This window comes from Kitasatospora sp. NPDC096204 (assembly GCF_044763205.1).
Taxonomy (GTDB): domain Bacteria; phylum Actinomycetota; class Actinomycetes; order Streptomycetales; family Streptomycetaceae; genus Kitasatospora.
The window spans coordinates 21,476-45,338 of the sequence record NZ_JBIWFT010000030.1 but is presented as its reverse complement, the minus strand read 5'-3'; the positions used below and the strand labels follow the sequence as shown (position 1 = coordinate 45,338).

The 23,863-nt window shown below is 74.2% G+C and carries 23 protein-coding genes; 12 read left to right on the top strand and 11 right to left on the bottom strand.

Annotated elements, in window-relative coordinates:
* Window positions 1-259: 259 nt before the first annotated feature.
* Window positions 260-1,093, top strand: coding sequence for a GNAT family N-acetyltransferase (locus ACIQ87_RS28300; protein WP_402411731.1), 834 nt, complete (start codon window positions 260-262; stop codon window positions 1,091-1,093).
* The gene (locus ACIQ87_RS28295; protein WP_402411728.1) at window positions 1,090-1,956 is read left to right on the top strand and encodes a lysophospholipid acyltransferase family protein; all 867 of its coding nucleotides are present in this window, start codon (window positions 1,090-1,092) and stop codon (window positions 1,954-1,956) included. Before ACIQ87_RS28300 ends, ACIQ87_RS28295 begins: the two co-directional genes overlap by 4 nt.
* 156 nt (window positions 1,957-2,112) lie before the next feature.
* On the opposite strand, the gene ACIQ87_RS28290 is transcribed toward ACIQ87_RS28295, so the two are convergent.
* Window positions 2,113-3,678, bottom strand: coding sequence for an MFS transporter (locus tag ACIQ87_RS28290; protein WP_402411725.1), 1,566 nt, complete (start codon window positions 3,676-3,678; stop codon window positions 2,113-2,115).
* A gap of 137 nt (window positions 3,679-3,815) precedes the next feature.
* On the opposite strand from ACIQ87_RS28290, the gene ACIQ87_RS28285 reads away from it, so the two are divergent.
* The 3 genes from ACIQ87_RS28285 to ACIQ87_RS28275 all read left to right on the top strand — a co-directional run bounded on the left by ACIQ87_RS28285 (window position 3,816) and on the right by ACIQ87_RS28275 (window position 6,671).
* Window positions 3,816-4,514, top strand: a complete 699-nt coding sequence (locus ACIQ87_RS28285; RefSeq protein ID WP_402411722.1) for a TetR/AcrR family transcriptional regulator — start codon at window positions 3,816-3,818, stop codon at window positions 4,512-4,514.
* Between the two features lie 56 nt (window positions 4,515-4,570).
* The gene (pip, locus tag ACIQ87_RS28280) at window positions 4,571-5,533 is read left to right on the top strand and encodes a prolyl aminopeptidase (protein WP_402411719.1); all 963 of its coding nucleotides are present in this window, start codon (window positions 4,571-4,573) and stop codon (window positions 5,531-5,533) included.
* A gap of 139 nt (window positions 5,534-5,672) precedes the next feature.
* The gene (locus tag ACIQ87_RS28275; protein WP_402411716.1) at window positions 5,673-6,671 is read left to right on the top strand and encodes a YdcF family protein; all 999 of its coding nucleotides are present in this window, start codon (window positions 5,673-5,675) and stop codon (window positions 6,669-6,671) included.
* Window positions 6,672-6,846: 175 nt separating this feature from the next.
* Here the strand turns inward: ACIQ87_RS28275 and ACIQ87_RS28270 are convergent, their stop codons facing one another.
* The 3 genes from ACIQ87_RS28270 to ACIQ87_RS28260 form a co-directional block, all read right to left on the bottom strand.
* Window positions 6,847-7,395, bottom strand: a complete 549-nt coding sequence (locus ACIQ87_RS28270) for a PaaI family thioesterase (protein WP_402411714.1) — start codon at window positions 7,393-7,395, stop codon at window positions 6,847-6,849.
* A gap of 273 nt (window positions 7,396-7,668) precedes the next feature.
* Window positions 7,669-8,589 (bottom strand): mycothiol conjugate amidase Mca, encoded by a 921-nt coding sequence (gene mca / locus ACIQ87_RS28265; protein WP_402411711.1) that lies wholly within the window; start codon window positions 8,587-8,589, stop codon window positions 7,669-7,671.
* A 59-nt stretch (window positions 8,590-8,648) separates the two neighbouring features.
* A complete protein-coding gene (locus ACIQ87_RS28260) occupies window positions 8,649-10,094 on the bottom strand; it encodes an MDR family MFS transporter (protein ID WP_402411708.1) in 1,446 nt (481 codons plus the stop codon).
* 160 nt (window positions 10,095-10,254) lie between these two features.
* On the opposite strand from ACIQ87_RS28260, the gene ACIQ87_RS28255 reads away from it, so the two are divergent.
* Together ACIQ87_RS28255 and ACIQ87_RS28250 are read left to right on the top strand one after the other, a co-directional pair.
* Window positions 10,255-10,902: a TetR/AcrR family transcriptional regulator gene (locus tag ACIQ87_RS28255; RefSeq protein WP_402411706.1), complete on the top strand. Its 648-nt coding sequence runs from the start codon at window positions 10,255-10,257 to the stop codon at window positions 10,900-10,902.
* A 163-nt stretch (window positions 10,903-11,065) separates the two neighbouring features.
* On the top strand, window positions 11,066-11,746 hold the full coding sequence (locus ACIQ87_RS28250; protein WP_402411703.1) for a DUF6445 family protein: 681 nt from the start codon (window positions 11,066-11,068) through the stop codon (window positions 11,744-11,746).
* Window positions 11,747-11,800: 54 nt separating this feature from the next.
* Here ACIQ87_RS28250 and ACIQ87_RS28245 read toward each other — a convergent pair whose 3' ends face one another.
* A complete protein-coding gene (locus tag ACIQ87_RS28245) occupies window positions 11,801-12,418 on the bottom strand; it encodes an endonuclease (RefSeq protein ID WP_402411700.1) in 618 nt (205 codons plus the stop codon).
* A gap of 93 nt (window positions 12,419-12,511) precedes the next feature.
* Between ACIQ87_RS28245 and murQ the strand changes: the two genes are divergently transcribed.
* Window positions 12,512-13,432, top strand: coding sequence for an N-acetylmuramic acid 6-phosphate etherase (gene murQ / locus ACIQ87_RS28240; RefSeq protein ID WP_402411697.1), 921 nt, complete (start codon window positions 12,512-12,514; stop codon window positions 13,430-13,432).
* Window positions 13,433-13,547: 115 nt separating this feature from the next.
* On the opposite strand, the gene ACIQ87_RS28235 is transcribed toward murQ, so the two are convergent.
* Window positions 13,548-14,060: an isochorismatase family protein gene (locus ACIQ87_RS28235; protein WP_402411694.1), complete on the bottom strand. Its 513-nt coding sequence runs from the start codon at window positions 14,058-14,060 to the stop codon at window positions 13,548-13,550.
* Between the two features lie 25 nt (window positions 14,061-14,085).
* Entirely contained in the window at window positions 14,086-14,718 is a 633-nt protein-coding gene (locus ACIQ87_RS28230) for a TetR/AcrR family transcriptional regulator C-terminal domain-containing protein (RefSeq protein ID WP_402411692.1), read from the bottom strand.
* A 126-nt stretch (window positions 14,719-14,844) separates the two neighbouring features.
* Here ACIQ87_RS28230 and ACIQ87_RS28225 point away from each other — a divergent pair, with 126 nt between their 5' ends.
* Window positions 14,845-16,158, top strand: coding sequence for an MFS transporter (locus ACIQ87_RS28225; protein ID WP_402411689.1), 1,314 nt, complete (start codon window positions 14,845-14,847; stop codon window positions 16,156-16,158).
* An 83-nt stretch (window positions 16,159-16,241) separates the two neighbouring features.
* On the opposite strand, the gene ACIQ87_RS28220 is transcribed toward ACIQ87_RS28225, so the two are convergent.
* Window positions 16,242-16,769, bottom strand: a complete 528-nt coding sequence (locus ACIQ87_RS28220) for a hypothetical protein (RefSeq protein WP_402411686.1) — start codon at window positions 16,767-16,769, stop codon at window positions 16,242-16,244.
* Window positions 16,770-17,065: 296 nt separating this feature from the next.
* The gene (locus tag ACIQ87_RS28215) at window positions 17,066-18,583 is read right to left on the bottom strand and encodes a glutamate synthase subunit beta (RefSeq protein WP_402411684.1); all 1,518 of its coding nucleotides are present in this window, start codon (window positions 18,581-18,583) and stop codon (window positions 17,066-17,068) included.
* Window positions 18,584-18,769: 186 nt separating this feature from the next.
* Here ACIQ87_RS28215 and ACIQ87_RS28210 point away from each other — a divergent pair, with 186 nt between their 5' ends.
* Complete coding sequence (locus ACIQ87_RS28210; protein ID WP_402411681.1) at window positions 18,770-19,450, top strand: response regulator transcription factor; 681 nt, start codon at window positions 18,770-18,772, stop codon at window positions 19,448-19,450.
* Window positions 19,447-20,880: an ATP-binding protein gene (locus ACIQ87_RS28205; protein ID WP_402411678.1), complete on the top strand. Its 1,434-nt coding sequence runs from the start codon at window positions 19,447-19,449 to the stop codon at window positions 20,878-20,880. Before ACIQ87_RS28210 ends, ACIQ87_RS28205 begins: the two co-directional genes overlap by 4 nt.
* Window positions 20,881-20,988: 108 nt before the next feature.
* Here the strand turns inward: ACIQ87_RS28205 and ACIQ87_RS28200 are convergent, their stop codons facing one another.
* Window positions 20,989-21,315, bottom strand: coding sequence for a hypothetical protein (locus ACIQ87_RS28200; protein WP_402411675.1), 327 nt, complete (start codon window positions 21,313-21,315; stop codon window positions 20,989-20,991).
* A 408-nt stretch (window positions 21,316-21,723) separates the two neighbouring features.
* On the opposite strand from ACIQ87_RS28200, the gene ACIQ87_RS28195 reads away from it, so the two are divergent.
* Window positions 21,724-23,346: a cytochrome bc complex cytochrome b subunit gene (locus ACIQ87_RS28195; RefSeq protein ID WP_402411859.1), complete on the top strand. Its 1,623-nt coding sequence runs from the start codon at window positions 21,724-21,726 to the stop codon at window positions 23,344-23,346.
* A 91-nt stretch (window positions 23,347-23,437) separates the two neighbouring features.
* On the opposite strand, the gene ACIQ87_RS28190 is transcribed toward ACIQ87_RS28195, so the two are convergent.
* Window positions 23,438-23,839, bottom strand: coding sequence for a cytochrome C oxidase subunit I (locus ACIQ87_RS28190; RefSeq protein ID WP_402411672.1), 402 nt, complete (start codon window positions 23,837-23,839; stop codon window positions 23,438-23,440).
* Window positions 23,840-23,863 lie beyond the last annotated feature (24 nt).

Sequence of the window (23,863 nt, the reverse complement as noted above, 5' to 3'; positions counted from 1 at the left end):
TGCGGCCCGTACGCCCCCGCGGCAGGTGTTGTCCACCCCCGGCGGACGAGCGCCCGATGCCGGTCAAGTGACCACCCGGCCACGGGTGTTCCCATTCAACAGGTGCACATCTGCGCTCCTCCGGGCCGCAACGTAGATGCCAACCGGCTCGGAGAGACATACGGGGACCGGTTCGCGTCCATGCCCAACCGCCTGCGGACCGGGACGGTGCCCTGGCGATCCACGGCACCGCCGATCGTGCTGCCCTGGAGGGTCCGCCATGACCACCGTCCCCACGTACGCTCCGTCCGCAGTCGCCACCACCCACGACGCCCCGGCGGTCCCCGCGCCTCGCCCCCAGCCCGCCGCCCCGGCCGCGTACACCGTCTCCCTCGCCCGCGACGAGGACGACGTGCGCGCCGCCCAGCGGCTGCGCCACCAGGTCTTCGGCGCCGAGCTCGGCGCCGTGCTGCACAGCCCGGTCGCGGGCCTGGACGTCGACCCGTTCGACGAGTACTGCGACCACCTGCTGGTCCGCGAGGGCGAGCAGGGCGCCGTCATCGGCACCTACCGGCTGCTGCGGCCCGAGGCCGCCCGCCGGGCCGGCCGGCTGTACTCCGACGGCGAGTTCGACCTCTCCGCGCTCGCGCCGGTCCGCCCGGGCCTGGTCGAGCTCGGACGCTCCTGCATCCACCCCGACCACCGGGGCAACGGCGCCGTCATCAACCTGATGTGGGGCGGCATCGCGCGCTACCTGGCCGACACCGGCAACACCTGGGTCGGCGGCTGCTGCTCGATCGAGCTGGCGGACGGCGGTGCCACCGCGGCCCGGGTCTGGGACACCGTCAGCGCCAAGTACCTGGCGCCCGAGGAGTACCGGGTCACCCCGCACCGGCGCTGGGACGCCACCGGGGTGGCGCGCGCGGAGCGGGGCGCGCTGCCGGCCCTGCTCCGCGGCTACCTGCGGCTGGGCGCCTGGGTCTGCGGCGAGCCCGCGTACGACCCGGACTTCGACTGCGCCGACCTGTACGTGCTGCTGTCGCTGGAGCGCACCGACCCGCGCTACCTGCGGCACTTCCTGTCCGGCGTACCCGCCTCGGGCGCCTCGTCATGAGCGTCTGGCTGCCCACCGCGACGTGCCGGCCCGAGACCTGCCTGGCCGACGCCTCGCCGGGGGTGTCCCACCCCCGGCGGGCGCTGCGGCTGACGGCCTGTCTGGCGGTGCTGCTGGCGGGGATCGTGCTCATCCCGCCGGCCCGGCTGGTCCCGTACGGCGCCCGGATCCGGCTGGTCCGGTTCTGGGCGCGGGTCGTGCTGCGCAGCCTCGGGGTGACCGTCCACCTCGCCGGGCCCGGCGGACCGGGTTCCGGCGGGCCCGGTCTCGGTGGGCCCGGCTCCGGCAGGTCGGCTGCCGGCTCGGGTGGCGGGGTGCTCGTGGTGGCCAACCACGTGTCCTGGCTGGACATACCGCTGCTCGCCGCCGGGCGGCCGGGCCGGTCTCTGGCCAAGACCGAGGTCCGGCAGTGGCCGGTGCTCGGCCCGCTGATCGCCCGCTGCGGCACCGTCTTCCTGGACCGCGACCGGCTGCGGACGCTGCCGGACACCGTGGCGGCGGTGGCCCGGGTGCTGCGCTCCGGGCAGCCGGTGATCGTCTTCCCTGAGGGGTCGACCTGGTGCGGGCGGGAGAGCGGCCGGTTCCGGCCCGCGCTGTTCCAGGCGGCGGTGGAGGCGGAGGCCGACGTCCAGCCGGTGACGATCCGCTACCGGCTGGCGGACGGGCGGCCGACCAGCGTGCCCGCGTTCATCGGGGACGACGGGCTGCTCACCTCGCTCGCCCGGGTGGTCGCGGCCCGCGGGCTGGTCGCCGACGTGACCTTCCTGCCGCCGATACCGCCGCCCGGCCCGCAGCCCAGCCGGGCGGGCGCCCGGCGCGAGCTGGCCCGCAGGGCACAGGCGGCGATCGAAGGCATCCGCTGACGGGACGCCCGCGAGACCGTCGATCCGTCGATCCGCCGATCCCGGTCGGCCGGTTCCGCTCGCCGGTTCCGCTCGCCGGTTCCGCTCGCCGGTTCCGCTCGCGGGTCACGGCGGCAGGTCGCGGCGGCAGTGTGCGGCGGCAGCGTGCGCGGCAGGTCAGGCCGAGCGGGCCCCGGCCGGCTCCGCCGGTCGCGGACGGGCGGGGTCCGACGGCGCGACCGGACGGGCCCGGCCGAGCAGGACGGCGACCAGGACGGCCGTGGCCACCAGCGCGAGCGCCCCGCAGCGCGTGGCGAGGTGGATGCCGTCGACGAAGGCGCCGTCCACCGCCTCCTGGAGCGGACCTGGCAGGGCCGCCGCCGCGCCGCCACCGCCGTGCACCGCACCGGTGGGCGCGTTCGCGACCGGGCCGACGGCGTCCGGCGGGACGCCGAGCCGGTGCAGCGCGGCCGTCAGGGAGTCGGTCAGCCGGTTGGTCAGGACGGCGCCCAGCACCGCGATCCCCAGCACACCGCCGAGTTCACGCAGGGTGTTGATGGCCGCCGAGGCCATTCCGGTCTGCGCCGGGGCGACCCGCTGCATCACCCCGATCGACACCGGGGTGAAGGTGAGCCCCATCCCGAGGCCCATCGCGAACAGCGTCCACAGGTACTCGGGGTAGCGGGCGTGGTCCCCGTACAGCGACAGTCCGCCGAGGCCGGCCGCGCAGAGGAGGAGGCCGAGCACCAGCGGCGGCCGCGGCCCGTGGCGGGCGGTCAGCCGGCCGGAGAGCGGTGCGGCGACCACCAGCATCGCGGTCATCGGCAGCCCGGCGTAGCCCGCGGCGGCCGGGGACCAGCCGAGGGTGCCCTGCATCATCAGCGGCAGGAAGAACAGCGCGCCGAACATCCCGAAGCTGACCATGAACCCGCTGAGCAGCGCGCCGCCCAGCATCCCGTCACGGAACAGCCGCAGCTCCAGCATCGGCTCGGCGAGGCGCAGTTCGAGCAGCAGGAAGGCGAGCAGCAGCGCGACGGCGGCCACCCCGCAGCCGAGCACCCGGGGGTCGGTCCAGCCCCGGTTCGGGCCCTCGATCAGCGCGTAGACCAGCAGGCCCAGTCCGGCGGCGGACAGGGCGAGACCGCCGAGGTCGATCCGGCGGGCGCGCGGCGGGATGTCCGGGAGCACCCGGACGGCGAGCAGCAGTCCGGCGACGCCGATCGGCACGTTGATCCAGAACACGCTGGCCCAGCCGAGGTGTTCGACCATCGGGCCTCCGACCACCGGGCCGACCGAGAGGCCGAGCGCGGAGACCCCGGACCAGGTGGCGATGGCCTTGGCCCGCTCCTGCTCGTCGGTGAAGACGTGCCGCAGCAGGGCGAGGCTGCCGGGGGTGAGCAGCGCGGCGCCGACGCCCTGGAGCATCCGGGCGCCGACCAGCACGCCGATCGTCCCGGCGAGCGCGGCCCCGGCCGAACCGAGGGTGAAGAGGGCGAGGCCGAGCCGGAAAACCCGGGTGCGGCCGTACCGGTCGCCGAGCGCGCCACCGGTCAGCACGAAGGCCGCGTAGACCAGGCTGTAGCCCTCCGCGACCCACTGCAGGCCGCTGATGCCGGCGTCCAGATCCCGGCCGATGCGGGGCAGGGCGTTGTTGACGATGACGTTGTCCAGCATGGACATGAACATGGTGACGCAGAGCGTGAGCAGCGCGAGCCGTCGGCGGCGGGCGCTCGACTCGTCCATGGATTCCCTCCCGGCCATGAGTCCCTAACAGTGTTAGGGGTCGATGTGACAGCCACAGAGTGCACCTAACGGTGTTAGATTGCAAACGGGAATCCACCGCGGGAATCCACCACGCAGCCGGAGGCGTCCGCACAGCCATGCCGCAGAACCACACCGACACACCCGGAACCGACGGCACGACACCCGCCGTGACCAGGGAGGCCCTCGCCCAGGCAGCACTGCGGGTACTGGAACGGGACGGCCTGGCCGGACTGTCCATGCGCAAGGTCGCCGCCGAGGTCGGCGTCAAGGCCGCCTCGCTGTACTGGCACGTCCGCAACAAGCAGGAGCTGCTCGACCTGCTCACCGACGCGGTGATGGGATCCGCCGAGCCCCCGCCGCGCGAGGGCGGCTGGCGCGAACAGTTCCACGCGTACTGCCGGCGCTACCGCCGGCTGCTGCTCGACACCCGGGACGCGGCCAAGGTCGTCGCCGGCCGGCTCGCCCCCGGGCCCAACCTGCTCGGGCTGATGGAGGACCAGCTGGACCGGCTCCGCGCGGCCGGCTTCTCCGACGCCGACGCCGCCATGGCGAACTACCTGCTGGGCGCCTTCGTCCAGGGCTTCGTGCTCCAGGAACAGTCCCCGATCTCGGCCTCCGAGGTCCTCGGCACCAGCCGCCGGGACATCGCCGACGCCGCCGGAGACCTGTTCCGCGCCCTGCCCGCCGAGACCTTCCCCAACCTGGTCGACCTCGCCGACGACCTCACCGCGCCGAACATGGACGCCCGCTTCGAGTTCGGCGTCCAGCGGATCCTCGACGGCCTCGCGGCCCTGCTGCCGCCGGAGCGGCGCTGACCCGACGCCGGGGTAGGCTCGCCGGGCCCGCCCGTACGACGACGGAGGAATCACCGATGACCGAGCTCTACCCCCTCTACGAGCCGTACGCACAGGGCCTGTTGGACGTCGGCGACGGACAGCGGATCCACTGGAACACCTCCGGGAACCCGGCGGGCAGGCCGGCCGTGGTGGTGCACGGCGGCCCCGGCTCCGGCCACGGCCCGGGCTCCCGGCGGTACTTCGACCCGGAGCACTACCGCCTGGTCCAGTTCGACCAGCGCGGCTGCGGGCTCAGCCTCCCGTCCGCCGCCGACCCGTCCACCAGCCTGGAGCACAACACCACCGCGCACCTGATCGCCGACATGGAGCGGCTGCGCGAGCACCTCGGCATCGACAAGTGGCTGCTGTACGGCGGATCCTGGGGCTCCACGCTGATCCTCGCGTACGCCCAGGCCCACCCGGAACGGGTCTCCGCGATCGTGATCTGCGGGGTCACCATGACCCGCCCCGAGGAGACCGACTGGCTCTACCGGGGCGTGGGCCGCTTCCTGCCCGGCCCCTGGGAGGCGTTCCGGGACTTCCTTCCGCCCGCCGACCGGGACGGGGACACCGCCGAACTGCTCGCGGCCTACAGCCGGCTGCTCGACAGCGCCGACGAGTCGGTCCGGCGGGCCGCCGCCAACGCCTGGGCCACCTGGGAGGACGCGGTCATCTCGCACGAGACACTGGGCAAGCCGAACGCGTACACCGACCGACCCTCCGACGCGCTGGTGGCCTTCACCCGGATCACCGCGCACTACTTCTCGCACCAGGCCTTCCTTGAGGACGGCCAACTGCTGCGCGACGCCGGGCGGCTGGCCGGAATCCCCGGCGAGCTGATCCACGGCAGGCTGGACCTCGGCGGGCCGCTCGCCACCGCCTGGCAGCTGGCCAAGGCCTGGCCGGACGCCCGACTGACGGTCATCGACGAAGCCGGGCACACCGGAAGCCCACGGATGAGGGAGGCGGTCCTGGCAGCGGTCGAGCGCTTCGCCTGAGCCGCCGCGCGCTGCGGCTGTGCGGTCGCGAGCTTCGGCTGAGCGGCCGTGAGCTTCGGCTGAGCCGCCGCGCGCCTCCCCGGACGGTTGGGCCGTTCGTGCGAATGGTCCAGACCCAGTAAGCCCTACCATACGACGCATGATCGCCTATGCCCCAGCCGCCCTGTTCTTCCTGTTGTTCGGAATCGGGGTACTACGCGACCGCCGCCGGTTCAGCAACGCCGTCCTGCTCGGCATCGCCGTCTCCCTGCTCTTCCTCGCCATGCTCGCCGAACTCCGCAAGGCGCCCAGCATGGTGATCACGCTCGCGGCGGCGGTCATCGTCCTCCTCCCCGCCCTCGGCACGGCGGCCCTGGTCTGGTTCCTGCTCGCCAACGGCCTGACCATGATCCGCAAGGAGGGCAGGCGGCCGGCCAACCTGCTGTCACTGCTCGCCGGGCTGGGCATCCTCGCGGTCATCGGGCTGCTGGTCGCGGCCCTCGTCTTCCACTCCCGGCAGCTGGCCGCCCTGGCGGGCACCGCGGTCCTGGTGGTCGGCTACGTCTCCTTCCTGTTCACCTGCTTCGTCGGCTACGCCTTCCTGTACAGCCGCCACCGACCGCGCCGGGACGTGGACTTCGTGGTCGTGCTCGGCTCCGGCCTGATCGGCGGCGAGCGCGTCCCGCCGCTGCTGGCCAGTCGGCTGAACCGGGGCCGCGAGGTGTACGAGAAGCAGGCAGCCCGCGGCAACCCTCCGGTGTTGATCACCTCGGGCGGCCAGGGGCCGGACGAGAAGCTCCCGGAGTCCCACGCGATGGCCGACTACCTGGTCGAACGCGGCTTCCCCGAGGAGCACATCGAGCGGGAGGACCGCTCGCGCACCACCGAGGAGAACCTGCTGTTCAGCAAGGCCATCATGGAACAGGCCAAGCCCGGCTACCGCTGCGTCGTGGTCACCAACAACTTCCACGCCTTCCGGGCCGCCCTGCTCGCCCGTCAGACCGGCGTCAACGGCCACGTCTTCGGCTCGCCCACCGCCCGGTACTACTGGCCGAGCGCGACCATCCGCGAGTTCGCCGCGATCTTCCTCTCGCACAAGCTGGTCAACTTCGGGATCTGCGGGTTCATCGCCCTCTGCGGGGTGCTCGCGGCCCTCTGAACCAGCACGGGACCGCCGGCTTCGCACGCCTCCGGAGTCCCGTAGGGCGGGCCCCGGTCGCCTCGGCGACCGGGGCCCGCCCGTTCCGGAGATGAGGCCCGTTCCGAAGATGAGGTCTGCCCCGGAGACGAGGCCCGGCCCGGAGATGACGAGGCCCGGAGACGACCAGGCCCGGTCAGGCGGCCGGACGGGAAGTCAGGATCGCGCAGGTGGTGGTGGCGTGGGCGTAGAGCTTGCCGTTCTCCGCGCCCACCACCCTGGCCTCGGCCGTGGCCATCGTCCGGCCCAGGTGCAGCACCACGCCCTCGCAGCGCAGCGGCCCCGAGTCGGCGAACAGCGGGCGCAGCATGTGGACGTTGAGCTGGGTGGTGGTGTAGCCCACCCCGGCCGGCAGCCTGCTCATCACCGCGCAGCCGAGCGCCGAGTCGAGCAGGGTGGCGAGGTAGCCCCCGTGCACGGTGTTCATCGGGTTGTGGAGGTGGTCTCCGGGTTCGCCCTGGAACACCGCCGTCCCGGGCTTCACCTCGGTCAGGTGGAAGTCCATGGTGCTGCAGATCGAGGGCTCCGGGATCCGTCCGGCGATCCACTCCAGCAGGAACTCCTCTCCGGTCAGGTGGGCGTACTCGGTGATCGGCCGGCCGGGCGTCCAGGTGTGCGTCCGGGTGCGCTGCTCCGGTCCGTTCGCGGGCCACGGACCTTCGTGGGCGGTCTCGTCGGTGGTCATGGGATCAACCTGCCCGGTTCGACCGTTCGTCTCAAGTGCCTTCCGCCGTACGGCCGGTACTGACCAGGGCGGCGCCAGGGCGCGCGGCGGGCCGGTGGATGTCGGCACGGCAGGGCGGCAGGGCGGCAGGGCGGTGGGACGGCACTGCGCCCCGCCACCGCGGCACTGCTCACCGCCGCCACCCTCGCGCTCGCCACCGCCACCCCGGCACAGCCGGGGCCTCCCCCGCCGCGGCCCCCGCGACGGCCCGCCTCCCCCCGCGCATCGTGAGGCTCATCCCGCCCCCGCTTCCGCTCCCGCCCGGAGCCCGGCGAACAGGTCGGTCTCGATCCCGCCCGCCCGGGCCGCCCCGGCCGCCGCGCCGGCCTCCGGCACCAGGCTCCGGGCCAGGTGGTAGTCCTCGGTCGGCCAGACCTCGCGCTCGATGTCCCGCGGGTGGGCCATGAAGGCCACGCCCGGCTGGACCTGGGTGGCGTGCGCCAGCATCGCCGCGTCCCGTACGGCGAACTGCTCGGCGCACGCGATCCGGGTGGTGGTGGCCAGGGCCGGTGGGGTGTCGGGCCAGCCGGCGAGCAGCTCTCCCATCTCCGAGGGCACGCCCCGTTCCGTCATGCCCTCGTCCAGGGCCTGGAACCAGGCCCTGGAGAGCGCCAGGTGGTAGTAGAGCTTGGACACCTGCCAGGGCTCGCCCAGTTCGGGGTGGAGCTCCGGGCCGGCCGCGGCCTCGACGGCCGCCACGGTGACCCGGTGAGTCATCACGTGGTCCGGGTGCGGGTAGCCGCCCGTCTCGTCGTAGGTGACCACCACCTGTGGGCGGAACTCCCGGATCAGCGCGACCAGCGGCGCCGCCGCGAGCTCCACCGGCTCGGCCGCGAAGCAGCCCTCCGGGAGCGGTTCGTCCGGCCCTGGCATCCCGGAGTCGATGAACCCGAGGAACCGCTGGCGCACACCGAGGATCTCCCGGGCGGCCGCCATCTCCTCTCGCCGGACGCGGGCGAGGTCGGCCCGGACCTCCGGCCGGTCCATGGCCGGGTTGAGCACCGAGCCGCGCTCGCCGCCGGTGCAGGTGGCGACCAGGACGTCCACCCCCTCGGCCGCGTACCGGGCCAGGGTGGCCGCACCCTTGCTGGACTCGTCGTCGGGGTGCGCGTGCACGCTCAGCAGGCGCAGGCCGTCGGGGTGACGGGTGAACACGGGTACCTCCAGGGTCTGGGTGGCCGGGAACCGGCCGGTGATCGGAACGCGGCCGGCGGTCAGTCGGCCCGGCGGGTGTTCGGGTAGAGCAGCGCCGGGGCGATGGCGAGCGCGGACAGGGCCAGCACCCACCAGAAGGTCTCGCCGAAGGCCGCACCCGGCCGGCCCGGGTGCCCGCCCTGCGCCTGCTGGAGCGCCAGCGTCAGCACGGCCGTACCGAGCGCCCCGCCCACCCGGTTCAGCACGTTGACCGCACCCGCCGCCGCGGGCACCTGGTCCTTCTCGACGCTCCCGTACACCACCGCCAGGCCCGGGATCGCGATGATCCCCATGCCCGCACCGCGCAGTGCCAGCGAGCCGGCTATCAGCCAGTCGGCCGGTTCGGAGCCGCTGCCCAGCTGGGTGAACGCGACCGTGCCGACCAGGGAGCAGGCGATCCCGATCATGATCAGCGGGCGCGGCGCGAAGCGGTCGGTGATCCGCGCGGCCAGCATCGCGGTGACCGCCGTGCCGAGGGCCTGCGGCGCCAGCAGCAGGCCGGCCTCCACCGCACCGGCGTGCTTCACCTGCTGGTAGTAGAGCGGTACCAGGAACATCGAGCTGTAGAGCGCGGCGCCCTGGAGGAAGCTGTTGGCCGTCGCCACGGCGAAGCCGCGCCGGGCGAACAGCCGCAGGTCGATCAGCGGCGTCCGGACACCGCCGCGCCCCATCCGCAGCGCGTGCCAGCCGTAGACCGTCACCAGCACCGCGCCCGCCACCAGGGCGACCCAGCCGGCCGTCGCACCGTCACCGATCGTCGCGAGCCCGTAGACCAGCCCGGTCAGACCGGGCGAGAGCAGCACCAGACCGGTCACGTCCAGCCGGGACTTCGGCGCGTCCGACGCCTCGTCAGCCGGCAGCCAGCGGGCGGCGAGCAGCAGGATCACCAACCCGACCGGCACGTTCAGCAGGAACATCCACCGCCAGTCGAAGTGCTCCAGCACCAGCCCGCCGAGGATCGGCCCCAGGACCGGAGCCAGGCTGATCGGCAGCATCAGCGTGCCCATCACCCGCCCGACCCTGGACGGCCCGGCCGCTTGTATGATGATCGCTTGGCCGAGCGGTTGAATCATCCCGCCGCCGATCCCCTGCAGCACCCGGAAGGCGATCAGACTGCCCGTCGACCAGGCCAGGCCGCACAGCGCCGATCCGAGCACGAACAGGACGACCGAGGCGAGCCACGCCCGCCGCCCACCGAAGCGACCGGCGGCCCAACCCGAGAGCGGCATGGTCAGCGAGATCGCCAGCAGGTACCCCGTGGCCACCCACTGCACCGCCGCGATCGAGCTGTGCAGGTCGCGGCCGACGGAGTCGATGCCGACGTTGACGATCGTGCTGTCCAACAACGCGAGCACCGGCCCCAGCGCGAGCACCCCGCCCATCTTCCACAGGCCCGGCGGAATCGGCTCCGGCGCCTCCCCCCGGACCCCTCCCGGCCGGCCCTTCGCGGTGACGGATGTGCTCATGCGCCCTCCCCTGGTCGCCCTCGAGCGAGCCGCCCCCCGAACGCGGACGCCCACTCGGGCAGCCCCTCCGGCTGCCTCGAGAAGAACTTAGGACGGACCCATCGACTGGGTCAAATCAAATTTCTGTGCTCGACCCAGTGAACTGCGCTACGCTCCCCCCATGACCGAATCCGGGACCACGCCGAACCTGCGCGAGCTCAACAAGCGCCGCACCCGCGAGGCGATCTCGCACGCCGCGACCAGACTCTTCGTCGAGCGGGGCTTCGACCGCACGACCATCGCCGAGGTCGCGGCCGCCGCCGGCGTCGCCAAGATGACCGTCACCAACCACTTCCCGCGCAAGGAGGACCTCTTCTTCGACCTGCACGAGGAGCTGGTCGCCCGGCTCGCCGGAACCGTCGCCGGGCGCGCACCGGGCGAGTCCGCGCTCGCCGCGCTGCGCCGCGACTGCCTCGCCGGCCTCGACCGGCACGACGCCCGGCTCGGCTTCTCCGGCCCCGACTTCGCCCGCACCGTCTTCGACAGCCCGGCACTGGCCGCCCGACTGCGCGAGCTGCACGAGCAGGGCGAGACGGCGCTCGCCGAGGCACTGGCCGAGGCGGTGCACGAGAGACCCGTCGGCTTCGAGTGCCGGGTCGCCGCCGCGCTGCTCGCCGCCGTCGACCGGGCGGTGTTCGCCGAGGTGTTCCGCCGCACCCTGGCCGGCGAGGAGCAGTCGGCGATCGCCGCCGCGGTGCACCCCTCCGCGGTCCAGGCCTACGACCGACTGGAGGGCGTCCTCGGGACTTTCGCCGTGCGGGAGGCCTGAAGCCCGCCCCGGCGGGCTTCGACCGCCGCGGCGCCGGCCGGTCAGCGGCAGTTGCCGCCCGGAGGGCCACCCCACGCCAACAGCCCCAGGTCAGGGGGCCCTTGACGAAAGGTTGACCTGCTCACGGCAGAAGGTTGACGATCGCCGCCTCTATGGTCGGCCCATGCCCTCACAGCCCATCAGGCCCACCGCCCTGCCGGTCCTGCCCTACCGCAAGCCCACCCGGGGCCGGGACTACTGGGTCCTGGACAACGTGCTGCCCGACCCGGACGCCGTCCGCGAGCGCTGCCTGGCCCGCGGGGACTGGACGGAGGGCTACCCCCACCGCCCCGAGACCTGGCCCGGACTGCGCACCATGCCGGGCCTGGAGCCCGAGGAGCTGGCCCGGGTCGAATCGCTGGTCCGCAAGGCCACGGGCGCCTCCCGGCTCTGGGTACAGAGCACCCCGGGTGGCGGCACGCTCAACCACAACTGCGTCCAGGTCGTCGGCGCCGGCGAGTCGGAGTCCCGCCCGCACACCGACTCCCGCGCACTCTGCCGCTACGCCGCCGTCCTCTACCTCAGCCCCGGCGCCCCCAAGGACGCCGGCACCAGCTTCTACCGCCAGCAGTTCCCCGGCGGGCGCCTCGGCGGCAACCTGGTCGACGCCCCGCACAGCAACCTGGTCGAGGCGCTCGGCACCCGCCGCGTGCCGGCCGACCACTTCACCGAGGACGTCCGCGTCCCCAACCGCTACAACCAGCTGCTCCTCTACCACGCCAACCTCATCCACAGCGCCACCGGCTACTACGGCACCGAGCTGGCCGAGCGGCGGATGACGGCGGTCTTCTTCTGGATGGCCTGACTCCGCACGTCGCCTCCGGGTGAGCCACTCACTCCGGTACGACCCGCCCGTCCCTCACCCGGCCCCGACGTGCGCCAGGCTCGCCCTGGTCAGCGCCGCCGCCAGCCGGGCCGACTCCCCCGGACCGACCAGCGCCGCCAGTCCCTCCGGCTCACCGGGCAGGCCGAGCGTCCGGGCCTCCGCCAGCACCCGCTCGTCGAAGTACGGCCGCAGCGAGGGCCAGACCGCCTGCACCTCGCGCCGGAAGATCCCGGCGCCGACCGGCCCGATCCGGGGGAACTCCCGGAGCAGCTCGCCGATCCGCTCCGACTCGCCGCCAGCCTCCTCCCGCAGCCGCCGCAGGTCACCGTGCCAGCGGTCGAGCAGCAGCTCGGCCCCCTGGCCGAGCGCGGTGGCGGTGCTCTCGTCGTAGCGCACGTAGTGGGCCCGGCCCAGGGCCGCGATGAGCGTCCCGCGCCTGGCGTCGGCCATCGCGCGCGGGGTCCGCAGCCCGGCGGCCGACAGCTCCCGGGCCGCGGCCGTGGCGGTGCCGGCGTTGATCCGCACCGAGCACAGCACGGTCAAAACGAGCAGGCGGTAGAGCGGCGAGGGCTTGTCACGCAGCGCGATCCCCGCCTCCTCCGCGTAGGTGCGGCCGAACCGGTCCAGCAGTTCGGCAACGGTCGGTTCCACGACCACCACCTCCCTCCCTCCACGCTTGCCCGGATTCGGGCGCCCCGCACCCGGGGAGGCTCGCCGCATGAGTGAGCGAAACGAGGTGGGCGCATGAGTGAGCGAAACGAGCGATTCATCGCCGTACCCGCGACCGAGACCGTCCGCCCCGACTGGGCCGAGATCGACCGGCTGCCCACGGTCGAGCTGCTCCGCCTGATGAACACCGAGGACCGCACGGTGCCCGCCGCCGTCGCCGGGGAGCTGGAGCGGATCGCCGCCGTGGTCGACGCCGTGGCCGCCCGGATGGCACGTGGTGGCCGGCTGGTCTACGCCGGCGCGGGGACGGCCGGGCGGCTCGGTGTGCTGGACGCCGTCGAGTGTCCGCCGACCTTCGGCACCGATCCGGCGCTGGTCGTCGGTCTGATCGCGGGCGGGAGTCCGGCGGTCACGGCGGCCGCCGAGGGCGCCGAGGACCGCACGGACCTCGCCGAGGCCGACGTGGCCGCGCTCGCCCTCACCCCCGCCGACACCCTGGTCGGCATCTCCGCCTCGGGCCGTACGCCCTACCCGCTGGCCGCCGTCCGGGCGGCGCGGGCCGCCGGGGCGCTGACCGTCGGGCTGGCGTGCAACCGGGGCTCGGCGCTCGCGGCCGCGGCCGAGCTGGGCGTCGAAGTGGAGGTCGGCCCCGAGGTGTTGGCCGGATCGACCCGGCTCAAGGCGGGCTCGGCGCAGAAGCTGGTGCTCAACCTGCTGTCCACGGCCGTGATGGTCCGACTCGGCCGGACGTACGGAAATCTGATGGTCGACCTCCGCGCCACCAACGACAAGCTGCGTGACCGCGCCCGACGGATCGTCGCCGAGGCGACCGGTGCCGACGGGACCGCGATCGACCGCGCCCTGACCGCGACCGGCGGCCGGGCCAAGGACGCGATCCTGTCCCTGCTCGCGGACGTGGACGCCCCCACCGCCGCCCGCCTGCTCAAGGCCTCGGACGGACGGCTGCGCGAAGCCCTCCGCCACACCGGGCCGTAGCAGCGCCCCTCCCGTCATACCGAGCCGTAGCAACACCCTCCGTCACACCGGGCCGTAGCAGTGCCCCTCCGCAAACGCCCGGCCGCGACCTCACGCTGACCGCACGTCCACCGACTCACCCCAACCGCACGTCCCCCGCCGCGACGACCTCGCCGAGGCGCGGAAAGTCCAGCTCCACCGACGCCCGGTGCTCCTCCGCCGTAAGCGCGGCCATCGCGTCCTCGACGAACACCAGCCGGTAGCCGTGGTCCGCGGCCGCGCGGGCGCTCGACTCCACGCCGAGGTTGGTGGCGATCCCGGTGAACACCAGGGTCTCCACCCCCCGCGCCCGGAGCAGCTCGTCCAGGCCGGTGCCCTGGAAGGCGCCGATGGTGCGCTTCACCACGACCTCGTCGGCCGCCGCCGCGACCTCCGCCACCAGCCCGCTCCCGGGCGGCTGCTCGGTGACGTTCGGCCGCTCGACCCGCACCGCGACCACGAGCGCGCCGGCCGCCCGGAACCGCCGGGCCAGCTCCAGCGAGGCCTCCACCACCTCCGAACCGGTGCGCGGCGCGAGCGGGTTGGCGACGATCCGGTCCATCAGGTCGATCAGGACCAGGGCCGTGCCGCGAGGGTCAAAGGTCGTCATGGGCGTCACGCTAGCCCATCGGAGGTCAGGCTCCCGCCTCCCGAGCGATCTCCACCCGGAACCCCTCGATCAACACCCGCAGCCCGTACTCGAAGTCGGCGTCGTGGTCGGTCATCCGCAGCACGTCGACCGCCTCACGCAGCAACGGCAGTTCGCGCAGTGCCTCGTCGGGGAACGGCGGCCGCTCACGGCCCGCGGCGTCCTGCCGCCAGGCCTGCTCCTCGGTGACCCAGCCCATGATGTACCGGTCGACGGTCAGCAGCAGCCGCAGCGCCGTGCGCGGGCGCAGCCCGGCTCCACACAGAGCGCCCAACTGAGCCTCGACCGCCGGGAGTTCGTCCTCGGTGGGCAGCGTTCCGGCATGCACCCGGGCGCCGTCGCGGTAGGCGAGCAGGGCGTTCCGCTTGGCGCGGGCGTCGGCGGCGATCCACTCGGGCCAGTGCGCCGGGTCGGGTTCGCGGTCGGGCGGGAGGGCCTCGGCGAGCATCGCCTCCGCCATCAGGTCGAGCAGTTCCCGCTTGCTCTTGAAGTGCCAGTACAACGCCGGTGACTGGACGCCGAGTTCGCGGGCGAGCCGACGGGTGGTCAGCCCGTCGATGCCCTCCTCGTTCAGCAGGCGCAGTGCCGTGCGCACCACCTCGTCGCGTTGCAGCGCCATCCGATCGACCTCCCGGGTTTTCCGCTTGCCAGGCCACCTTATCGCCGATAAGTTCCCGAGCTGGAATTTATCAGCGATAAGGACGACCGCCGCGACGCCGACGGCCGCGAAGGGATCCCACCCCTCATGACCTCCGGACCGAACCCGACCCCCGGACCAGACGCGCCCCCAGGAACGGGCCGCTTCTGGTCCCGGCTCCTGCCGAACACCGCACCCTGGCGGTCCTCCAGGGACTTCCGGCTGACCTGGACCTCCGGGACGGTCACCCTGCTCGGCTCGATCTTCACCATGACGGCGATCCCGCTCCAGATCGCCGACCTCACCGGCTCACCGCTGGCCGTGGGCGCGGTCGGCGCGGTCGAGCTCGTGCCCACCGTCCTGTTCGGCCTCTACGGCGGTGTCCTCGCCGACCGTGCCGACCGCCGCACCGTCGCACTGGTCACCGAGGTCGCACTGGCCGCGCTCAGCGCCCTGCTGCTGGTCAACGCGCTGCTCGGCACCCCCGCCGTCTGGCCGCTCTACCTCGCCGCCGGACTGGCGGCCGCACTCCAGGGCCTCCAGCAGCCCTCGGTCGAGGCCATGGTCCCCCGGCTGGTGCCCCGGGACCAGCTGGTCGCGGCCGGCGCCCTGCTCTCGCTGCGCTGGAGCGTCGGCGGCGTGGCCGCCCCGGCCGCGGCCGGCCTGCTGATCGCCACCGCCGGCGTCCCCGCGGCCTACCTGGTCGACCTCGGCACCTTCCTGCTCTCGACCGCCCTGCTGGCCCGGGTCCGGCCGGTCCCCTCGGCGCGGGACGCCGAGGCACCGCGGCTCGCCGAGTTCCTCGACGGCGCCCGGTACGCGGCTCGACGGCCCGACCTGATCGGCACCTACCTGGCCGACCTCGCCGCCACCGTGTTCGCCCTGCCCACCGCGCTCTTCCCGTTCCTGGCCGCGGAGCTGGACGCCACCTGGGCGCTCGGACTGCTCTACTCGGCCGGCGCGGTCGGCGCCCTGATCGCGGCCGCGACCGGCGGGTGGGCGGAGCGGGTGCACCGGCACGGCCGGCTGGTGCTGCTCTCCGCCGCCCTGGTCGGAGCGGCTACGGCCGCGGCGGCCTTCGCCCCGGCCCTGTGGGCCGTCCTGCTCTGCCTGACGGTCGCGGGCGGCGCCCACTGGGTCGGCGACACCTTCCGAAGCGCCATCTGGAACCAGTCCGTTCCGGACGGGCTCCGGGGCCGTGCGGCCGGGTTGGAGATGCTGATCGGCTCCGCCGGGCCGGCCCTGGGCGACCTGCGGGCCGGCGGGCTCGCCGCCCGGCAGGGCATCCGGGCGGCCCTGCGCACCGGCGGGCTGCTCTGCCTCGGCAGCTCGGCCGCGCTGTCCGCCGCGCTCCCCGCCCTCTGGCACTTCGACCGGCGGGATCACGCCGAACCCGCGATGACGGAGCCGACCCCACGATGACGGAGCCGACCCCGTGACCCGCCCCGTACCCGCCACCCCGCGAACCGCCGCTCGGTCCAGGACGAGCTCAGTCCAGGACGAGTTCAGTCCAGGACGAGCGCCTCGGCATGCCGGTCGATCAGCTGCCCCAGCCCCCGGAGGTCCTCGGCCCCGCGCTTGGGCAGCACGGTCACCACCCCCGGCTCCTCCGCACCGGCCAGCAGCAGGAACAGCTCGCGCGTCTCCAGGAAGTACCGCTGCTCCGGCCAGCCGAGCAGGGTGTCCGAAGCCTCGTGGCTCACCACCACCCCGCACTCGTCCAGCAGGACCCGGAACTCACCCTTGTCCGCGACCCTCCGCGTCACCCGGCGCGCCTGTATCCGGCTCGGTCCGAACAACACCAGCGGCACGCACGCCAGCAGCAGCGCGGCCGGCAGCAGCGCCATCCCACCGACCAGGGCGAGCAGCCCGGCACCCACCGCCGCACCGGCGGCCACCGTACGCCTGGCGCTCCGCGACCGGCGCCCGGGCGCCGTGTGCCGGGCCAGCACGTCGAAGGCCTCCCGGAAGTCGGCGGCCATCGGGGTGTAACGGACCTCCATCGACGTCACCGCCCACTCACGCTCACTCACGCCCACGTCTTCCGACCCCCGTACGCCCGACTCCTGACACCCATGTCGCCGGATCGTAGCAAAGGCCGTACGTACCCGACTCGATCCGTCGCGCTCCTCCGACGGCCGCACACCCGCCCCCTGACCGACCGCCACCCCCTGTGGTCGGCTCACCCCGGGTCGGCCGCAGGGGAGTTCGACCTCCACCGCCTGCCGCTCCTCCGACCCCGCCCCCACGGACCGATCGCCGAACGCACGACCACCCCGGCGCACGACCACCCCGGCGCGCCATCACCCCGGCGCTGCCGCTGCCCGCCTCACGCCGTGAGCGCCCGCGCCGAGGCCCGGATCGGTGCCGGCAGCTCCGTCCACCCCCGCAGGTACCGGTCCACCGCCGCCGCCACCGCCCGCCCCTCGGCGATCGCCCAGACGATCAGAGACTGCCCGCGCCCGGCGTCCCCCGCGACGAACACGCCCTGCGCCTCCGTCGCGAAGCCGTCGTCCCTGACCAGGGTGGACTCCGGCCCGGTGGCGAGGCCGAGTTGGGCGAACAGCCGCCCGTCCGGCTCCGGCCCGGTGAAGCCCAGCGCGAGCAGCACCAGCTGGGCCGGGAGCCTGCGCTCGGTGCCCGCCCGCGGGCTGCGGTCGGCGGGCTCGGTCTCGGCGATGCGGACGGCGGCCAGCCGGCCGTCCGGGCCGGGCTCGAAGGCCACGGTGACCGCCGCGAACACCCGGGGCCCGGCCGCCGCGGCGCCGGACTCCTCGTGCGAGGTGGTCTCCCGGTACACCTTGGGGTGCACCGGCCAGGGCTGCCCGGCGGCCCGGCCCTGCGGCGGCCGCGGGTTGATGTCCAGTTGGGTGACCGAGGCGGCCCGCTGGCGCAGCGCCGTCCCCAGGCAGTCGGCCGCCGTGTCCCCGCCGCCGACGATCACCACGTGCCGCCCCTCGGCGGACAGCGGCGAGACCGGGCAGTCGCCCTCGTCCACCCGGTTCGCCCAGGTCAGGTACTCGATGGCCTGGTGCACCCCGGGCAGGTCCCGCCCGGGCACCGGCAGGTCCCGGCAGGCCGTCGCGCCCACCGCGACCACCACCGCGTCGTACTCGGCCCTCAGTTCCTCGCCCGGGACGTCCCGGCCGACCCACACGCCGGTGCGGAAGGCCGTGCCCTCGGCCCGCAGCTGGTCCAGCCGGCGCTCCAGCCGGTGCTTCTCCAGCCGGAACGGCGGGATGCCGTACCGCAGCAGTCCGCCCGCGCGGTCGGCCCGCTCGTACACCGTGGTGGCGTGCCCGACCCTGGTGAGCTGCTGGGCGGCGGCCAGCCCGGCCGGGCCGGAGCCGATCACCGCGACCCGCCGTCCGCCGGCCCGCTCGGGGCGGTCGGGCGGCCGGGGCGCGTCCCAGCCCGCCTCCCAGGCCCGGTCGGCGATCGCCAGCTCCACGTTCTTGATCGTCACCGCCGCGCCGTCGATCGCCAGGACGCAGGCGCTCTCGCAGGGAGCGGGGCAGAGCCGGCCGGTGAACTCCGGGAAGTTGTTGGTCGCCAGCAGCCTCGCCGCGGCCGCCCGCCAGTCGGCTCCCGCCGCCCCCGCCCCCGCTTCCCCACTCGTCCCCGACTCCGCCACCAGCCGGTTCCACTCGGGCACCAGGTTCCCCAGCGGGCAGGCGCTGTGGCAGAACGGCAGACCGCAGTCCATGCACCGCCCCGCCTGGCCGCCCACCACCGGCAGCAGCGCCCCCGGCCGGTACACCTCCCGCCAGTCCTCCAGCCGCTCCCGAGCGTCCCGCCGCGCCCGCTCCGCGCGCGGGGTGGTGAAAGGGGCCATCCGGTCTGCCATCGCGGCCTCCGGCAGGACGTGCCGACTCGGACCCGGTGGCCCACCGGCGGCGCGCCACCGTACGGCCACCGTACGCCCGCGAAGCACCACGCAAAAGCGGCGGCCGTCGCGGACCGGCCCGGAGCGGGCCCGGACACCCCGACCCCGCCGCGAACCGTCGTGGACACGCCAGGGAGAATCTCCGCCATGACGCACACCGTGCTGATCGCCGAGGACGACCGGGCCATCCGCGACTCGCTCGCCCGGGCCCTGATGCTGGAGGGCTACCGGGTACGGGTCGCCACCGACGGCACCCAGACCCTGGCCGTCCTCGCCGAGCAGCGCCCGGACGTCCTGGTGCTCGACGTGATGATGCCCGAGCCGGACGGCCTGGAGGTCTGCAGACGGCTGCGCGCGGCCGGCGACCGCACCCCGGTGCTGATGCTCACCGCCCGGGTCGAGGTGCCGGACCGGATCGCCGGCCTCGACGCCGGCGCCGACGACTACCTGGTCAAGCCCTTCGACGTGGACGAGCTGTTCGCCCGCCTGCGCGCCCTGCTGCGCCGCCACCCGCCCGCGCCCACCGGCGAGGTGCTGACCGTCGCCGACCTGCGGATCGAGCCGCCCGCCCGGCGCGCCTGGCGCGCCGCCCAGGAGCTCGAACTCTCCCGCACCGAGTTCGACCTGCTGGAACTGCTCGCCCGGCACGCCGGCGCCGTCCTCGACCAGGCCACCCTCTACGAGCGGATCTGGGGCTACGACTTCGGCCCCGGTTCGAAGAACCTCGCGGTGTTCATCGGCTACCTGCGCCGCAAGCTCGACCGCCCCGGCCTGGCGCCGCTGATCCACACCGTCCGCGGCGTCGGCTACACGCTGCGCGAGCCGTGACCGGCCCGGCCCGCCGCCTCCCCGGCCTACCGCACCCGCGCCCGCCACGCCCCAGGCCGCCGCGCCTACCGCGCCTGCCGCGCACCGGCCTGCGCACCACCCTCGCGCTGGCCTTCGCCGCGATCGCCGCGCTGGTCGCGGTGCTGATCGGCGCGCTCGGCTACCACGCCGCCGCCCGGCTGATCCGGGACGACGAGACCGCCGACTTCGGCGCCGCCGTCGACTCCGTCGGCCGACAGGTCCAGCGCGAGGCCCTCTTCCCCGGCGACTTCGCCGGGCCGAGCGGCCTGAGCGCCGACCTGGTCCGCCCGATCCGGGTCACCACCCAGTCGCTCGACCCCGACGGCGCGGTGCTGCCCGGCACCGCCCGGCTCGACCTGCCACCGAGCCCGTCCGACCAGGAACTCGCCCACGCCGACCAGCCGGGCCGTACCTCGATCGGGCTGCGTCACCAGCGCGACGAGGGCTACCGGGTCGGTGTGGTCTCGCTCGGCGGCCGGCGCGGCGCGGTCCAGATCATCCAGCAGGTCGGGCCCACCGAGGAGCTGCTGGCCACCCTGCGGACCCGCACGGTGGCCCTGGTGGCGGTCGTCACGGTGCTCGCCGGCGGGGCCGGCCGGCTGCTGGCCCGGCGGATCACCGGTCGGCTGGTCCGGCTCACCGACGCGGCCGAACTGGTCGCCTCCAGCGGAAGGTTGGACGTCCCGGTGCCCGCCGCCGGAACGGACGAGGTGGGCCGCCTCGGCCGGGCCTTCGACCGGATGCTGGTCCGGCTGGCCACCGCCAGGGAGAACCAGCGCCGACTCGCCCAGGACGCCGGGCACGAGCTGCGCACCCCCCTGACCAGCCTGCGCACCAACCTCTCGGTGCTGCCCAGCCTGGACCGGCTGCCGCCCGCCGAACGGACCGCTCTGATGGCCGATCTGGCCGAGGAGGCACGGGAGTTGACCCAGCTGGTGGAGGAGCTGGTGGCGCTCGCGGCGGACAGCAGGGCAGACGAGCAGCCGACCGAGGTGGTGCTCGCCGACCTGGTCAGGGAGGCCGCCGCCCAGGCCCGGCGGCGCAGCGGCCGCGAGGTCCTGGTGGACGCGGACGGGACCGTCGTCACCGCCCGGCCGGACGCCCTGGCCCGCGCGGTGGGCAACCTGCTGGACAACGCCGCCAAGTTCGACCCGGCCGGGACCGGCCCGATCGAGGTGGTGGTGCGCGGCCCGCGGGTGGAGGTGCGCGACCGCGGCCCGGGCATCGACGCGGCCGACCTCGACCGGGTCTTCGACCGCTTCTACCGGGCCACCGCCGCCCGCAGTCTGCCCGGTTCCGGGCTGGGCCTGGCCATCGTGGACGAGGTGGCGCGCTCGCACGGCGGGACGGCCTTCGCCGGCAACCGGGACGGCGGCGGCGCGGTGATCGGCTTCACCCTCGACGGCTGAGCGCGGGTACGGGCCCGGCGCCCGAAGCACCGGAGCCAGCTCCCGAAGCGCCAGGGCCGGTGTCCGAAGCACCGGGCCCGGTGCGCGCGACACCGGGCCCGCCGCCGCTCACCCCCACCACTGCTCCGGTACGGGCTCCGGCTCGGACGACTCCGGCACCGTCACCGGTTCGGCGCAACGCACCAGCAGATCGCCCCCCTCCGTCCCGGCGACGAGATAGCCGCACTCGCGCAGCACGACCGCGGCCGCGCCGCTCAGCGCCGCCAGCGCCTCCCGGGAGGGCGGCCCGCCCGGCTCCGCGCCCGGCGTCCAGCCGACCACCACGCCCTCGGGGTGACGGTCGATCCACAACGGTGAGGGACCCGGCCCGATGTCGAACCCGGCGCGGGCCAGGGCCTCGGTGACGTCCTCGAAGAGTTCACGGTGATCCACCATTGGCGCAGCGTAGGCCCCGGACCGTGCGACCCCCGGACGCGGCGCGCGCCGAAACGCCTCAGTGGCACTCGACCGCAGCATCGGCACCCGTTGGGCCGAGCGGCGGCCAGCCGATCGGGCGTCAGGGCCCCCCGTCCGGCCCGACACGCGCGGCCGGACGGGCCGATGGACGTGCACAGTCGGCCCCCTGCCGACAGCATGACAGAGTAAGCGCTCCATCACCCTGAGCAACGAGTCCAGCGGAGCACCTGGTCCGCGCGCCGGTCCGGCCGGCGGGCCCGTATCGAGAGGTCCCATGATCACAACACTTCGCCGGCCGGGGTTCCCGCCGGCGGGTCTCCAGCACGGCACGCCGAGGACGCCGGGGAGCCCGTCGTGAGAACCGACCAGCAGTCGCAGCCGGGACCGGTGACCACCACGCGCGCCAACCCCGCCAACGGGGCCGAGGCGCTGGCCGACTGGACCGACGGCCGGCTCGGCATCTATTCCCTGGCCAAGTCCAATCTGCGCAAGATCTTTCCCGACCACTGGTCCTTCATGCTGGGCGAGATCGCGCTCTACACCTTCGTCATCATCATCCTCACCGGCGTCTGGCTGACCATGTTCTTCACGCCGAGCATGGGCGAGGTCGTCTACGACGGGACGTACGTCCCCCTCCGGGGCATCCCGATGTCCGAGGCCTACTCCTCGACCCTGAGGATCAGCTTCGACGTGCGCGGCGGCCTGCTGATGCGCCAGATCCACCACTGGGCGGCGATCGTCTTCGTCGCCTCGATGCTGACCCACATGATGCGCGTCTTCTTCACGGGCGCTTTCCGCAAGCCGCGCGAGATCAACTGGGTCTTCGGCGCGATGCTGCTGATCCTCGGCATGTTCGACGGCTTCATGGGCTACTCGCTGCCGGACGACCTGCTCTCCGGGACGGGCATCCGCTTCATGGAGGGCGCCATCCTGGCCATCCCGATCGTCGGGTCGTACCTGCAGTTCTTCATCTTCGGCGGCGAGTTCCCGGGCACCGACATCATCCCCCGGCTGTTCACCGTCCACGTGCTGCTGATCCCCGGGATCATGGTGGGCCTGCTCGCGGCGCACCTGATCCTGGTCTTCTACCACAAGCACACCCAGTTCGCCGGGCCCGGCCGGACCAACACCAACGTGGTCGGCATGCCGCTGCTGCCGGTCTACACGGCCAAGGCGGGCGGCTTCTTCTTCCTGGTCTTCGGCGTGGTCGCGGTGATGTCGGCGATCGCCACGGTCAACCCGATCTGGGCGTACGGGCCGTACCGCCCCGACCAGGTGTCCACCGACGCCCAGCCGGACTGGTACATGGGCTTCTCCGAGGGCCTGATCCGCGTGATGCCCGGCTGGGAGATCAGCGTCTGGGGCGGCCACACCCTCAACCTCGGGGTGTTCATCCCGCTGATGGTCTTCCCGCTCGTGCTGCTGGTCATCTGGGGCTACCCGTTCCTGGAGGCCTGGATCACCGGGGACCGGGGCGAGCACCACATCGCCGACCGGCCGCGCAACGCCCCGGTCCGCACCGCCTTCGGCGCGGCCTGGATCGGCCTCTACCTGCTCCTGCTGGCCGGCGGCGGCAACGACCTGCTGGCCACCCACTTCCACCTCTCGATCAACGCGATCACCTACGCGGTGCGGATCGGCTTCTTCACCGTGCCGGTGGTCGTCTTCGTGATCACCAAGCGGTGGTGCCTGGGCCTGCAGCGACGGGACAAGGAGAAGGTGCTGCACGGCCGGGAGACCGGTGTCATCAACCGGCTCCAGCACGGCGAGTTCGTCGAGGTGCACGCCCCGCTGCCGCCGGGCCGGCTCTACACCCTCACCGCGCACGACCAGCCGCAGCCGTCCGAACTGCCGCCCGAGGTGGACGAGAACGGGGTGGCCCGCAAGGCCGGGCTGTGGACCCGCACGCGGGTCAAGCTCTCCCGCGGCTTCTACGGCAAGTACAGCCAGATCGCCAAGCCCACCGTCGAGGAGCGCGAGGAGATCAGCAGCGGCCACGGCCACCACTGACCCCTCCCCCGGACACCGGAAAGGGCCCGCTGCGCCGGCAACGGCACAGCGGGCCCTCGTCGTCCCCCTCGGCCCGCGGGCCGAGGGCCGCTCAGCCCCGCAACACGGCCGGGACCACGGCGAACAGCGCCGCCGTCACGGTGACGGAGAGGCAGAGCGCCGCCCAGCGGGCACAGATCCGGCGGCACTCGACGCGGTACCGGGCGGCCAGCCGGCGGCAGCGCTCGACCGCGCGGTCGACGACCTCCTCGGCGTAGCGCAACCGGTCGGCGGTGTAGGCCTGTTCGAGGCTCTCCCGCTCCGCCGCCGGCAGCCAGGGGAACTGCGCGGCGAACGCGCGGGCGTCCCGCTCGGCGGCCGCGACCTCCGCCTCCCAGGCCAGGAACCCCTCGATGCGGGCGAACGCCGCACGGGAGTTCGCCCGGGCACCGGCCCCGGCGGGCCTGCCCTGACGAGGGGTCCGCGCTCTCGGCGGACGCTGTCTGCCACCCATGACCGCTCCTCCAGTCCTGTCGAG